The organism is Stutzerimonas stutzeri, from assembly GCF_024448715.1.
GTDB lineage: Bacteria > Pseudomonadota > Gammaproteobacteria > Pseudomonadales > Pseudomonadaceae > Stutzerimonas > Stutzerimonas stutzeri_AR.
In genome coordinates this window covers 453,102-465,936 of record NZ_JAMOHZ010000002.1, presented here as the reverse complement: position 1 = coordinate 465,936, position 12,835 = coordinate 453,102, and the positions used below count along the sequence as shown (strand labels likewise).

At 60.0% G+C, this 12,835-nt stretch carries 11 protein-coding genes; 5 read left to right on the top strand and 6 right to left on the bottom strand.

Annotation, left to right across the window (positions count from 1 at the left end; all coding sequences use genetic code 11):
* Nucleotides 1–150 precede the first annotated feature (150 nt).
* A complete protein-coding gene (locus NAV33_RS05605; protein ID WP_255977752.1) occupies nt 151–1,623 on the top strand; it encodes a PhoX family protein in 1,473 nt (490 codons plus the stop codon).
* Between the two features lie 168 nt (nt 1,624–1,791).
* Here NAV33_RS05605 and dbpA read toward each other — a convergent pair whose 3' ends face one another.
* Entirely contained in the window at nt 1,792–3,171 is a 1,380-nt protein-coding gene (dbpA, locus tag NAV33_RS05600; protein ID WP_255977750.1) for an ATP-dependent RNA helicase DbpA, read from the bottom strand.
* 146 nt (nt 3,172–3,317) lie between these two features.
* Here dbpA and NAV33_RS05595 point away from each other — a divergent pair, with 146 nt between their 5' ends.
* The 4 genes from NAV33_RS05595 (at nt 3,318) to NAV33_RS05580 (ending at nt 7,258) form a co-directional block, all read left to right on the top strand.
* Nucleotides 3,318–3,833 (top strand): ATP-dependent zinc protease, encoded by a 516-nt coding sequence (locus NAV33_RS05595; protein ID WP_255977748.1) that lies wholly within the window; start codon nt 3,318–3,320, stop codon nt 3,831–3,833.
* Nucleotides 3,834–4,602: 769 nt separating this feature from the next.
* On the top strand, nt 4,603–4,866 hold the full coding sequence (locus NAV33_RS05590) for a DUF4212 domain-containing protein (RefSeq protein ID WP_255977746.1): 264 nt from the start codon (nt 4,603–4,605) through the stop codon (nt 4,864–4,866).
* A 4-nt stretch (nt 4,867–4,870) separates the two neighbouring features.
* Nucleotides 4,871–6,640: a sodium:solute symporter family protein gene (locus NAV33_RS05585; protein WP_255977744.1), complete on the top strand. Its 1,770-nt coding sequence runs from the start codon at nt 4,871–4,873 to the stop codon at nt 6,638–6,640.
* Between the two features lie 96 nt (nt 6,641–6,736).
* A complete protein-coding gene (locus tag NAV33_RS05580; RefSeq protein WP_255977742.1) occupies nt 6,737–7,258 on the top strand; it encodes a hypothetical protein in 522 nt (173 codons plus the stop codon).
* Nucleotides 7,259–7,298: 40 nt separating this feature from the next.
* Here the strand turns inward: NAV33_RS05580 and NAV33_RS05575 are convergent, their stop codons facing one another.
* The 5 genes from NAV33_RS05575 to NAV33_RS05555 form a co-directional block, all read right to left on the bottom strand.
* Nucleotides 7,299–7,508, bottom strand: a complete 210-nt coding sequence (locus tag NAV33_RS05575; RefSeq protein ID WP_255977740.1) for a DUF4175 domain-containing protein — start codon at nt 7,506–7,508, stop codon at nt 7,299–7,301.
* Complete coding sequence (locus NAV33_RS05570) at nt 7,505–8,626, bottom strand: PepSY-associated TM helix domain-containing protein (RefSeq protein WP_255977738.1); 1,122 nt, start codon at nt 8,624–8,626, stop codon at nt 7,505–7,507. Before NAV33_RS05570 ends, NAV33_RS05575 begins: the two co-directional genes overlap by 4 nt.
* Nucleotides 8,626–11,052: a TonB-dependent receptor gene (locus NAV33_RS05565; RefSeq protein ID WP_255977736.1), complete on the bottom strand. Its 2,427-nt coding sequence runs from the start codon at nt 11,050–11,052 to the stop codon at nt 8,626–8,628. The genes NAV33_RS05570 and NAV33_RS05565 overlap by 1 nt, the downstream gene beginning before the upstream one ends.
* Nucleotides 11,053–11,188: 136 nt before the next feature.
* The gene (locus NAV33_RS05560) at nt 11,189–12,175 is read right to left on the bottom strand and encodes a FecR domain-containing protein (RefSeq protein WP_255977734.1); all 987 of its coding nucleotides are present in this window, start codon (nt 12,173–12,175) and stop codon (nt 11,189–11,191) included.
* Nucleotides 12,172–12,690 carry an RNA polymerase sigma factor gene (locus tag NAV33_RS05555; RefSeq protein WP_255977732.1) on the bottom strand — a complete coding sequence of 173 codons (519 nt, stop codon included), beginning with the start codon at nt 12,688–12,690 and terminating at the stop codon, nt 12,172–12,174. The genes NAV33_RS05560 and NAV33_RS05555 overlap by 4 nt, the downstream gene beginning before the upstream one ends.
* Nucleotides 12,691–12,835: the final 145 nt, after the last annotated feature.

The window sequence follows — 12,835 nt, the reverse complement described above, 5'->3', positions numbered from 1 at the left end:
TCTCGCGCGGACGTCACGGCTAGCTCTGCAAAGCTTATACCGACCATCCGTCCCGCATCACCGGAACGCAATCGCTTGGTCATCGTTTCGCCGTATTCGGCTGGCTTGATTCATGTCGCCCCTCCCCACTTCGATAAAAGAGGACACCGCATGAACCGTGAACATGATGCCAGCCGCCGAAACCTGCTCAAGGGCAGCGCCATTGCCGCCGTTGTCGCCACCACGCCGTTACTCGGCACGCTGCAGGCTTTTGCCGCGCGCAACGCACAAGGCCGCGGACTGGCCCGTAGCAGCTACGGCCCGTTGCGCCCGACCAAAGATCTGAGCACGGGCCTGGAGTTGCTCCAGCTACCCGACGGTTTTCAGTACAAGAGCTTTTCCTGGACCGGGGACATGATGGAAAACGGCCAGCCGGTGCCCGGTTCCCATGACGGTATGGGCGTAATTGAGGTGCGCCGGGGGCAGCATGGCCCGGAAATCGTGCTGGTGCGCAACCATGAAGCCGGCACTGGTGCGCTGATCGAGGCCAACGGTATTTACGATGGCGTCACGCTCGCCAACGGCCAGCGCCTGGCAGGCGGTACCACCAACCTGTACTTTTCACGTGGTATCGAACATGAGGTACGCACCGTGCCGAGTCTGGGTGGCACCCGAACCAACTGCGCCGGCGGCGTGACGCCGTGGGGTACCTGGTTGTCCTGTGAGGAAACCACGGCCGATAACAGCACTGCCGGCGGTCGCCCGCATGGCTACGTCTTCGAAGTGACCGCCGATCCGGCGTTGACGACTGGCCAACCAATCGTCCAGATGGGCCGCTTCGCCCATGAGGCGGTGGCGGTGGATCCGCGCAACAGCTACGTGTACCTGACTGAAGACGCACGCAACCAGGCCGGCTACTACCGTTACATTCCCACCGACGCGAGCCAGCAGCCCGGCTCCCTTGCGGCTGGCGGAATTCTGCAGGCAGCGCGGGTGCGCAATAGCGCTCAGGCCGATCTGCTCGCGCCGAAGCAGGGCGACAGCTATCAACTCGAGTGGGTCGAAGTACCTAATCCAAATCTCGAGCCGCAGCCCGAAGGCAGCGGCCCCTTTGCCCAGGCGCGGCGAGCCGGTGGGCTGAGCATGAGCCGCGGCGAGGGCATCTGGCACAGCGAAGGAAAGCTGTTCATTGTCGACACCAGTGCAGGTACCGACAGTCAAGGGCGTGCCGGTTATGGCCGCGGCGCGGTATGGATGCACGACCTGACCAAGGACCGCCTGACCTGCATCTTCGCTTCCACCGACGCAGAAATCGCCAACAATCCGGACAACATCACCGTCAGCCCTCGGGGCGGCTTGTTGCTTTGCGAAGACGGCGGCGGCGCACAGGATGTGTACGGCTTTGGTGAGCGGCTGCTCGGCCTGACTACCACGGGCGAAGCCTACATCTTCGCCAAGAACAACATAGTCTTCGATGACGTTCAGGCTGCCGCTGCCGGTAAGCGGGTTTCCGGCGGCGATTACCGGAACAAGGAATTCTGCGGCGCCTGCTTCGACCCCAGCGGTCATTTTCTTTTTGTGAATGCGCAAACTCCGGGCATCACATTCGCCATCTGGGGCCCTTGGGCGCGCGGGTCGTTGTAACGGGAGCGGCGGAGGCGGGACGCTGAGAGCGTCCGGCCTGACGTAGGGTGGATGTCGCTTTTTACATCCACCTTGCTTTGGTTCGGTGGATCGGTGGATCGTGATCCACCCTACGGTCTGTCCAGCTTCCAGCTTCCAGCTTCCAGCTTCCAGCTACCAGCTTCCAGCCTATAGCTGCCGTACCTTCAACGACCGTCCCTTGATCTTCCCTGCGTTGAGGCGGTTCAGCGCCGGCTTGGCGACGCTGCGCTCGACGGCGACAAAGGCCTGGAAATCGAAGATTGCGATCTTGCCAACCTGAGTGCCTGGGATGCCAGCATCGCCGGTTAGTGCGCCAAGAATGTCGCCAGGGCGCAACTTGTCCTTGCGGCCAGCACCGATGCACAAGGTGATCATCGGCGGCTGCAGCGGCTCGCCGGGCTGCGCTTTCAGATCGCTCAGCGGTTGCCAGTTGAGCGGCGCCTCCTGGCGGTCTTCGATGGCCCGCGCGCGATGGGCTTCGGCAGGGGCGACCAGGCTGATGGCGATGCCCTTCTTGCCGGCGCGTCCAGTACGTCCGACGCGATGGATGTGAATCTCCGAATCGCGCGCCAGCTCGACGTTGATCACCATGTCTAGTGCATCGATATCCAGACCGCGGGCGGCGACGTCGGTGGCGACCAGCACTGACAGGCTGCGGTTGGCGAACATCGCCAGCACTTGATCGCGGTCGCGCTGTTCCAGATCACCATTGAGCGCCATGGCTGAGATGCCCTTGGCAGTCAGCTGATCGACCAGTTCCTGGCATTGCTGTTTGGTGAAGCAGAAGGCGACGCAGGTTTCCGGACGGAAACTGGCGAGAATGCGCACCACGGCATCCATTCGGTTTTCCGGGTCGATCTCGTAGAAGCGCTGCTCGATTTGCGAATCGTCATGCAGCGCCTCGGCCTTGACCTGCTGCGGGTCGCGCATGAACGTGGCCGAGAGCTGCTTGATGCTGCTGGGGTAAGTGGCTGAAAAAAGCAGGGTCTGACGCTTGCTCGGGGTCTGCCCAATGATTTCGGCGATGGCATCGTAAAAGCCCATGTCGAGCATGCGGTCCGCTTCGTCGAGTACAAGCGTGTTGAGCCCGTCGAGTTTCAGTGTGCCTTTTTTCAGGTGCTCCTGAATGCGCCCGGGCGTGCCAACGATGACGTGCGCGCCGTGTTCCAGCGAGCCGATTTGCGGGCCGATGGAGACGCCGCCGCACAGCGTGAGGATCTTGATGTTGTCGGCCGAGCGCGCCAGCCGGCGCAGCTCCTTGGCGACCTGATCGGCCAGTTCTCGGGTTGGACACAGCACTAATGCCTGGCAGCCGAAATAGCGCGGATTGAGCGGTTCGAGCAATGCGATACCGAACGCGGCGGTCTTGCCGCTGCCGGTCTTGGCCTGCGCGATAAGGTCCATGCCCTTGAGCATCACGGGCAGACTCTGGGCCTGAATCGGCGTCATCTCGGTGTAGCCGAGTGCGTCGAGATTGGCTAGCGTCGCGGGGCTGAGGGGCAGGGTAGCGAAGGCTGAACTGGGCACGGTAGTCATCTGCAAGGGGAAGTGGTGCGCAGTCTAACAGGCCCATGCGACGTCGCGTGGCTACTGGCAAAGCGGAACGTTGCGGGTGGAACGGTTGCAGGTGCAGGCGGGTCCCAAGTAGGTCAATGGACATCTTGGAGGCTGTTTTGTCCCGTTTGTTGTTGCTGTTGAGCGCGTTATCACTTCCCGCCATCGCCGCAGAGCCAACGCTCTTCGGCCGCTATGAACAGATCAAGATCGAAGACCTCGGCAAGACCCTCAAAGCCAAAATGGACACCGGCGCCATGACTGCGTCGCTGTCGGCTCGAGACATCGAATATTTCGAGCGTGACGGCGAGGACTGGGTACGGTTCCGCCTGGCTGTGGAGGGGGCTGGCGATACGTTTTATGAGCGTCCCTTGGCGCGCATTGCTGAGATCAAGACCCGCGCAGAAGAAGCCGCGAACTCCAATAACGATGCCGAGCGCGGCCCCGGTGTCGCCGAGCGCCCAGTAGTCGAAATGCAGTTGTGCATCGGTGATCAGTTGCGCGAAACGGAAGTGAACCTTACCGATCGCAGTCATTTCAGTTATCCGCTGTTGATCGGCGCCACGGCTATCAGCGATCTCGAAGCGGCCATCGATCCCGCGCAGAAGTACACGGCAGGTCGTCCGACCTGCTGAGGCAGCTGTCAGGCTGCTAACAGGCGATTGGCGGTCGGTAGATTTATAACGCTGGCGTGTGGCTCGCTCCGAGCGATGCCTGGAAAGGGCTGATCGGCCGTAACTTCAAGCGGCCGTGTCCTTGACGTCGCTCAGGCACATCCGCTGCCCTATCACTACTTCAGCGTTTCGTTTGCTTCCTATCCTATGCGTGGGCCTGTACGTGAAGAGAACCGAAGTAATACAACGCATCGGCTCGCATGAAGAAAGTGTGTGCGGCTTGCATGCCGCCCGTGTAGATAAAACACTATGTCTTAACGAGATTTAATCGCCGTGCGGATTTAAATACTAAATGTGCTGCCGGTTGTTTTTCTTGTGTTGCTTGTGAAATCGTTAAGAAGCGACTCGTTATTGGATGAAAGCAAGTAATTGATCGATAGCGGAATAAAAGATGTTGATCTCGGTTTTGCTGTGTCTGGCGGGTTGATTGAACCGAACGGTCATACGGTTCGCGTGAGTCTGGTGTGGTTCTTTGCTTTTGAAGGAACATCGTGAGGGCTCATCCCTGTCATGTGCGCCCCGCCCGCTGCAAGTATGCGCTGCCTGTGCCGTAGTTCACGAAATATGAATGGGGCCTTCCTCCCGTCCGTAGGAAATAGAGAAACGGCGTCTCAGCCGGGCAATTCAGCCCCCGTCAGACTAAAGTCGGGGCTTACTTTTCAGCACGCTTCCTTGTTAAATTCACGATGTGGTTCCCCTTTCTCGTAATAAAAATAAGACGGAGAACGTCATGGCCGACGCCGATAAAGAAAATGCTGCTGCGTACTGGAAGGCGAACGTTCGCCTCATAACATGGAGCCTGGTGGTCTGGGCTCTCGTCTCATATGGCTTCGCCATATTCTTGCGTCCCATGCTTTCCGGCATACCGGTGGGGGGGGCGGATCTGGGCTTCTGGTTCGGTACTCAGGGATCCATTCTTACGTTCCTTGCGATCATCTTCTTCTACGCGTGGAGGATGAACAAGCTGGACAAAGAATTTGGTGTGGAGGAATAACAACATGAGTCAATTCTGGATAAACATGTTGTTCGTGGGTGCATCCTTCGCACTGTATTTCGGTATTGCATACTGGGCTCGAGCTGGATCGACCAAGGAGTTCTACGTCGCCGGTGGTGGCGTTCATCCCGTGACCAACGGTATGGCGACTGCGGCAGACTGGATGTCTGCAGCATCCTTCATTTCCATGGCCGGTATCATTGCGTCCGGTGGTTATGCCACTTCGGCGTACCTGATGGGCTGGACGGGCGGCTACGTGCTGCTGGCTATGCTGCTCGCGCCGTACTTGCGCAAATTCGGCAAGTTCACCGTGCCGGATTTCATCGGTGATCGTTTTTATAGCCGGGGCGCGCGTCTGGTTGCAGTTATCTGCCTGATTCTCATCTGTGTGACATATGTGATCGGTCAGATGTCCGGTGCCGGTGTGGCGTTTTCTCGCTTCCTCGAAGTGAGCAATAGCGCTGGTATCTGGATTGCGGCGGGGGTCGTGTTCGTCTATGCGGTATTTGGTGGCATGAAGGGCATCACCTACACCCAGGTGGCTCAGTACATCGTACTGATCATTGCCTACACCATCCCTGCCGTGTTCATCGCCATGCAACTGACTGGCAATCCGATTCCCAGTTTGGGCATGTTCGGTACTCACGTAGAGTCCGGCCTTCCTTTGCTGGACAAGCTAGACAGTGTCGTGCGTGATTTAGGTTTCCAAGACTTTACCGCTGAAGTCGACAATAAATGGAACATGGCTCTGTTTACCCTGTCGCTGATGATCGGTACTGCTGGTCTGCCTCACGTCATCATCCGTTTCTTCACCGTGCCGAAAGTGGCGGATGCTCGCTGGTCCGCAGGCTGGACTCTGATCTTCATCGCGCTGTTGTACCTAACTGCTCCGGCCGTTGGCTCCATGGCGCGCCTGAACCTGCTCGACACCATTTATCCAGAGGGCCCGCAGGCCGAAGCGATTCGGTTTGACGAGCGTCCAGACTGGATGAAGACCTGGGAAGAGACTGGCCTGATCACTTGGGAAGACAAGAACAGTGATGGGCGTATCCAGCTATACAACGATGCCAATGCCAGCTTCGCTCCCACTGCGCAAGAGCGTGGCTGGAGTGGTAACGAGCTGGTCGTCAACAACGACATCATCGTGCTGGCAAACCCGGAAATCGCCAATCTGCCAGGTTGGGTCATCGGTCTGATCGCTGCGGGTGGTATTGCCGCTGCGCTTTCGACTGCGGCAGGCCTGTTGCTAGCGATCTCCGCCGCGATCAGTCACGACTTGATCAAGAACATCATCAATCCGAAGATCAGTGAGAAGAACGAGATGCTCGCTGCCCGTCTTTCCATGACGGGTGCGATTCTCCTGGCAACCTGGCTGGGGCTGAATCCTCCGGGCTTCGCCGCGCAAGTAGTGGCGTTAGCGTTCGGTATTGCCGCAGCTTCGCTGTTCCCGGCGCTGATGATGGGTATCTTCTCCAAGCGTGTGAACAGCAAGGGCGCGGTCGCAGGTATGGTTGTGGGTCTGGTTACTACCCTGGTCTACATCTTCCTGTATCTCGGCTGGTTCTTCATCCCGGGCACGGCGTCCTTCGCCAATACGCCTGACAACTGGTTGTTCGGCATCTCTCCGCTGGCCTTCGGTGCAGTGGGTGCGGTGATCAACTTCGCAGTAGCTTATGCTGTATCGCTGTCAACTGAAGCGCCTCCGCAGGCAATTCAGGATCTGGTCGAAAGCGTTCGTACCCCGAAGGGTGCTGGCGCTGCGCTTGATCATTAATGACAATGCAACCAGACGTCAGACTTGGTCTGACACGAGGTTGAGGTAGGAGTCGGGCTTCCATTTGGAAGCCCGATTTTTTTGAGGAAGCTGTATATGATCTGGCATTTAATCGCTGCAATTGTTGCTGCCCTGGCGGGTGTGGGGATCGCGCTGTTGCTGCGCAATCTCACTCGCAAGCGGCTGCCGAAATGGATCGTCCCGGCATTCGCCGGCTTGGGCATGCTCGCCTATACCGTTCATTACGAGTACACCTGGTTCGAGACCAAGGAGGCGCGCTTGCCTGAAGGGTCAGTGATCGTATCGAGTGAAGAAGGCCATATGTTATGGCGGCCCTGGACCATGCTGTTTCCCATGCCGCTGGTTTATACGGTACTTGATAGTGCCAATGCGCAAATCGAGGAAACTTCCAAGGGACGAATCGCCCGTTTCGCTCTGTATCGCTTTGAAAAGCACCACCTGATGTCTACGGTGATAAGCGCGCCTTATCAGTTGCTCTGCGACGAAAAGGTGATGTTTAGGTTGAACGAGGCAGGTCAGGCGAAGTTTGAAACCATGACCGAACTGGAGGCGGACGCGCCGCTTTACCGGGCCGTTTGCTTATCCGACCGCTCGTAACTCGCTCCAGTGCAGTGATGCGCCTTCCTGGCGGGTCACGTCACAGCTGGTGCTGGCGGATCCTTTCGCTGCCTACTCGACTTCTTCGGCCGGGCAGCAAAGGCCACAGGCCTAGTGCCGCCTGAGCGCCCAGTCCGAGCCAAGCGAGCACGTCCCACCAGCCATCGCCGAGCAGCGCGGCGAACAATCCGGTCACACCCAGCAGGGCGATCAGGCCAGGCAGCATGAAGGTCGATTGCCGCCAGCTCATGCCATCACCTCGCGTGCCGATGTTGCGCCGCGACGTCGAACCCACCACAGATACAATCCGCTACCGAGCACGACGATGGTCAGCACATCCAGTGCCGCCCAGAGAATCTGCATTGGTCGGCCGCCGTAGTCGCCGAAATGCAACGGTGAAGACAACGACAAAGCGTCCATATACCAAGGTCGTTCGCCGATGGCGGTCACCTCCAGCGTTCTGGCGTCGACCAGTACCGGTGTCCACAGGTGTGACGTTAGATGGCTGCTGCCTTTCATGAAGATCGAATAGTGGTGCTCGCTGGAAAACCGCGTCCCGGGAAAAGCGATGAAGTCGGGCTGCATACCGGGAGTCGCGTTTGTCGCGATCTGTACCAGATTGCTAACCGGGGCGGCGTCGACCAGGGGCGGAGCGTTCCGATAAGGCTCGACCAGAGCGGCAAGTGATTCGGCGCGCCACGCCTCGATCAGCAAATCGGCGCAGGCGCTGATGACGCCCGTGATGCCTACCACCAACGCCCAGCTGAGCGTGACGACGCCAATCAGGTTGTGCAGATCGAGCCAGCGCGTGCGGCTGGAGCGTTCATGGCGCACCTTGGCAAACTCGAGACGCCGCATGAACGGCGCATAAAGCACCACGCCGGATACGATCGCGACGACGAAAAGAATGCCCATGAACGCCAGTAGCAGCTTGCCAGGCAGCCCGGCGAACATGTCGACGTGCATGCGCAGGAAGAACATCATCAGCCCACCATTGGCCGCCGGCATTTCCACGGCTTCGCCAGTGCGCGCATCGAGCATAAAGGTATGGGAAGAATTGGGTTCTGTGCCGGCCGTCGCAGCCATGATGGCGACCACGCCGGACGGCTCGTCCTCTTCCCAGCCGAGGTACTGGACCACCTCGTCCGGTCGATGCCGCTCGGCTGCGCTGACCAGTTGTTGCAGGTCGAGGTGCGGCGTTTCGGCCGGCATCTCGCGCAGCTCCGGCGCCTCGCCGAGCAGATGCTCCAGCTCGTGATGAAAGATCAGCGGCAACCCGGTGATGGCAAGCATCAGCAGAAAGAGCGTGCAGATCAAGCTGGTCCAGGTGTGGACGAAGGACCAGCGGCGGATGGTGGTGGCCTGCATTAGAACTCCAGTTGCGCCGACAGCTCGAGCGTGCGTGGAGCGCCGAGGTAATGGCTGCTCAGCCAGTAGTGCTCGTCGGTCAGGTTGCTCAGGTTGGCACGCAGGGTCAGCGCGTGGTCGTCCGCCAGCGCCATGCGGTAACGACCGCCCAGGTCGAAGGTGGTGAACGATGGAATGGTGTTGTCGTTGGCTTCGTCGGTGTATTGCTCGCCGGTATAGAAGGCGCCGCCGGTGAGCGTCAGGCCGGGCACGGCGAAAATCGAATATTCGCCGTATAGCTTGGCCAGGCGTCGCGCGACGTCGGTCGGACGGTTGCCCTCGTTAGCGGCAATGGCCGAGTCCTCGACGACCGGGTCTAACAGGGTGATGCCGCCGACCAGCGTGAGCGCCGGAGTGACGTTGCCAGTCACGCTGAATTCCAAGCCCTTGTTGTTCTGCATGCCGTCCTGGACGAAGACATTAGCAGCATTGGTGAAGGTATTTGGCTTGTCGATTTCGAACAGCGCGACGGTGAACAGGGCACCGCCGAGCTCGGCTTTCGCGCCTATCTCGTACTGTTCGCTAATGATCGGCGCCAGCGCCTGGCCAGCGTTGTTCGTGCCGCTCGGCGCGACGCCGCCGGTCTGAAGGCCCTCGATGTAGGTCGCGTAAGTGGTCAGCCATTCGACCGGTTTGTAGACGAGCGAGACGTTGGGCGAGGTTTTTGTCTCGCTGTAATCCTCGATGGTCGGGGCGCTGCCGAACGCCTCGACCCAGACGAAGTTGTCGCTGAATGTCTTGATGCGCGAGTGCGTCACACCGAGGATCGTCGACCATTGCTCGTTGAAGGTGATGACATCGCCGATCAGCACACTGTCGGACTGGGTGCGGCTGGCCAGGTGGAAGTCGCCATCGCCCAGGTCGTAATTCGGCTTGGCGACTTGTGGGCGCTCGCTGAAGGGCACTTCAGGCGTGACCGACACATATTGCGGACCTGGGAAGGGGATGTAGTCGCTGTTGTAGCGCACCCGGGCGACATTGCCCTGGTAGCCGAAGGTCATCTCGTGGCCGATGCCGGCGGTGTCGAAGGCTGCATCGAGGAACAGGTTGCCCGAGGTCTCTTCGGTCTCTACCGGGGCGAAGGCATAAAGCGGCTGTGTGTACAGGCCGGCCGAGTAGACGGTCGGTCCGGTGTAGGCATATTCGGAGGTGTATTGGCTATAACCCAGTGCGCCGCGCAAGCTGAACACATCGTTCAGGCGCCACTGGAAGCGGCTACCAACGCGGTCGTGGCGGCTGTCGTTGTAGGCCCAGCGCTGGCTATAAAGCTTGTCGTTCTCCAGGTCGTCGGCATCTGGCCGGAATGCTTGGTTGGCGAAGTACCAATAGCTGGTCAGACCGCGCGTCTCGCTCTGCTTGTGCGAGGCGTCGAACTGGATGAGCAGGTCGTCGCTGACGTTCCAATCCAGCGCGACGCTGGCCATGTGGCGGCGCTCGACCTGGCCGTCGATGGCGGTTTCACCATCTTGGGCGAGCAGGTTGACGCGATAGGCGAAGCGACCTTCGCTGTCGATCGGGCCGCCGAAATCACCGTGCAGGTACTGGTTCTCGCCGCCCGGAGTGCCGTAGGTCACGCTGTTGTAGCGCTCGTAGGTCGGGCGCTTGAGCACATAATTGACCAGCCCTCCGGGGCTGGCCGGGCCGTAGAGAAAGCCCGACAGGCCGCTGAGGATTTCCAGCCGCTCCATTTCCTCGATGTAGTTGCCGCCGTCGTAGCCGTTGCTGAAGCGCAGGCCGTCATTGGCAATGCTCAGGTTGCCGACGCCGCTGAAGCCGCGAATCGCCACCGCGCTGGCGTAGCCGGCGCTGGTCGGGGAAGTGAACTGCGTGGTCGGGCTGAGCTTGAAGATGTCGTCGCTGGAGGTGGCCTGGATGTTGTCCATCAGCTCCGAGGAAATCACCGTCACCGAATAGGGTGCATCCTGAAGTGCCATCCCACCCAGCGCGCCGACGTTTCGCACGGCGCTGGCGCGATAGCCGCTTTCTTCGCTGCCGTCGGCTAGCGCTTCGCTTGCCGTCACGATGACATCCGGCAGTGCCATTGCGTCGGTTGCCGCTGGCTGCAGACTGTAGCTACCCGAAGCAGTTTGGCGCAGCTCGAGACCGGTGCCCCGCAGCGCTTCCTGCAGCGCGCCCTGGCCATCGAAGCGGCCTTGAACCGGTTCGGCCATACGATCTTGGGTCAACGCAGGGTCGATGCTAAGTACTAGCCCAGCTTCTGCTGCAATGCGATTGAGCGTCGAGCTCAGTGGAGCAGCCGGTAGGGAGTATTCGCGAACCCCGCCATCAATTGTCTCGCCACTGGCGGACTGCGCCAGCAGCGGCATGGGCGCGACTGCAATGGCAACGGCAAGAAGACTGGGACGAAACAGGGCAAACGATGGCATTTGTGAATAGCTCCCGAATAGGAATGTATCTCAGTTATTCACGAGGCCGAAGCAGGAATGAAAAGTGATAGGGGTACGCAAAATATTTTTCAAATTGGGCGGGACTACAACCGCCGCGAGCGATGGGCGCCGCGGTTCATTTGCTCGGGTTCGCTACCGGCTCGGCTGGAACCACCATTACCCACCAGTCGGTGTGGCGCTCGATTTTTACCGGGAGGCTGGGCGGCAGGGCCGCCAGCGCGCGGTCGGTGTCATGCAGTGGAAAACTGCCGCTGATGCGTAGGGATTCCAGGCTCGGATCCAGGCCGAGATAGCCGTGCCGATACTCGCCTAGCTTCGCCAGCAATTCACCCAGCGGCAGGTCATCAACGACCAACATGCCGCGGCTCCAGGCGTCCGCCGCTATTGGTGCATTCCGATTGTCGCCGAGATGGTCACGGTGCATCAGTACTTGCTCGCCGGCACGCACCGTGCGGCCTGTTTGGAGATTGCTCGGAAGCGCGGCGACCGCCGAGCGAAGCACTATCAGCCGGGTGGCATCGTCCTCGCGGCGGACGATAAAGCGGGTGCCCAGCGCTCGCAGGTCACCTTGGTCGGTTTCCACAATGAACGGCCGTGGGTCGCTTCCCGGAGCCGTTTCCACCAGCACCTCTCCTTGATGCAGGAACAATTTGCGCTGGCGTTCATCGAAGCGCACATCCAGCGCGCTGCGGCTATTCAGCTGAATGTGGCTATTGTCGGCAAGGGTAATGCTGCGTTGTTCCCCTGCGCTCGTGCTCTCGTCTGCCAGCCAGACCGGCAATGGCCGGACCTGCAATACCAGACCGATGCCGAAAGTACAGAGCAGGGCAAGCCCGAGAAAGGTGCGTCCGGAAGTGTTTCGGTTTTTGGCGGTGGCGCTGAGCTGCAAGGCGCGCCGAGCGCTTGGCGAGTCGATAGCACCCAGTCGCCGGTCGATACCGCCGAGCTGCGCCCAGGCTTTTGCGTGTTCGGGGCTCATGGCTAGCCAGCGTTGCAACTCGCTGAGATGAAGCGAGCTCTCGGCCCCATCACCAAGGCGCAGCTGCCAGGCAATAGCCTCGTTGAGTACCCGTGCCGATACGGGGCGGCGTTCGTCGCTCATGTCGGCTCGCCGTAGGCAGCGATGTAACACTGACGCAGCGCTTGAGCCAGATACTGCCGTACGCGCGGGACCGAGACGCCCAGACGCTGGGCAATCTCAGCGTGGGTCATGCCATCCAGACGGTTGTAGAAGAATGCCGCTCGTGCATTTGCGGACAGTCGGCCCAGCAGCTCGTTCACCTCGCGCAATGCTTCGATGATCTGTAATTGCTCCTCGGCGCTGGGTTGCGTCCCTTCCGGTTGCAAAGCCAGTTCATCGAGGTAGGCGCGTTCCAGTGCGTTGCGGCGGAAGTGGTCGATCAGCAGTCCGCGCGCGATAGTCGCCAGCAGTGCGCGGGGCTCGCGCACGCCGCTCAGGTCGTTGCGTTTGAGCAGACGCAGGAAGGTATCCTGGCTCAGGTCCTCGGCCCGATGGGGGCATGCCTGGTAGCGCCTCAGCCAGTTGAGCAGCCAATCGCGATGATCGCGATACAGCGTACCTACGTAAAGTTGGTTGGACGACTCACTAGCCGACAAGGCTAACGCTCCAAGGCCGGGAATTGGCCGTTAACGAGAACTATTCGCAGCATGATCTCAAGTTGCCGCCATCGGTGCAACGGCAGATCATCGGCTGAGCATGATTAATCGGAGCTAAGAAAAGTTTCGATGACAGGTGGCGCTT

What these genes read in the sequence shown, in the direction of transcription:
- NAV33_RS05570 (WP_255977738.1), bottom strand. Translation starts at nt 8,626, where the DNA reads ATGCAGGCCACCACCATCCGCCGCTGGTCCTTCGTCCACACCTGGACC.
- NAV33_RS05560 (WP_255977734.1), bottom strand. Translation starts at nt 12,175, where the DNA reads ATGAGCGACGAACGCCGCCCCGTATCGGCACGGGTACTCAACGAGGCT.
- NAV33_RS05585 (WP_255977744.1), top strand. Translation starts at nt 4,871, where the DNA reads ATGAGTCAATTCTGGATAAACATGTTGTTCGTGGGTGCATCCTTCGCA.
- NAV33_RS05590 (WP_255977746.1), top strand. Translation starts at nt 4,603, where the DNA reads ATGGCCGACGCCGATAAAGAAAATGCTGCTGCGTACTGGAAGGCGAAC.
- NAV33_RS05575 (WP_255977740.1), bottom strand. Translation starts at nt 7,508, where the DNA reads ATGAGCTGGCGGCAATCGACCTTCATGCTGCCTGGCCTGATCGCCCTG.
- NAV33_RS05565 (WP_255977736.1), bottom strand. Translation starts at nt 11,052, where the DNA reads ATGCCATCGTTTGCCCTGTTTCGTCCCAGTCTTCTTGCCGTTGCCATT.
- NAV33_RS05605 (WP_255977752.1), top strand. Translation starts at nt 151, where the DNA reads ATGAACCGTGAACATGATGCCAGCCGCCGAAACCTGCTCAAGGGCAGC.
- NAV33_RS05580 (WP_255977742.1), top strand. Translation starts at nt 6,737, where the DNA reads ATGATCTGGCATTTAATCGCTGCAATTGTTGCTGCCCTGGCGGGTGTG.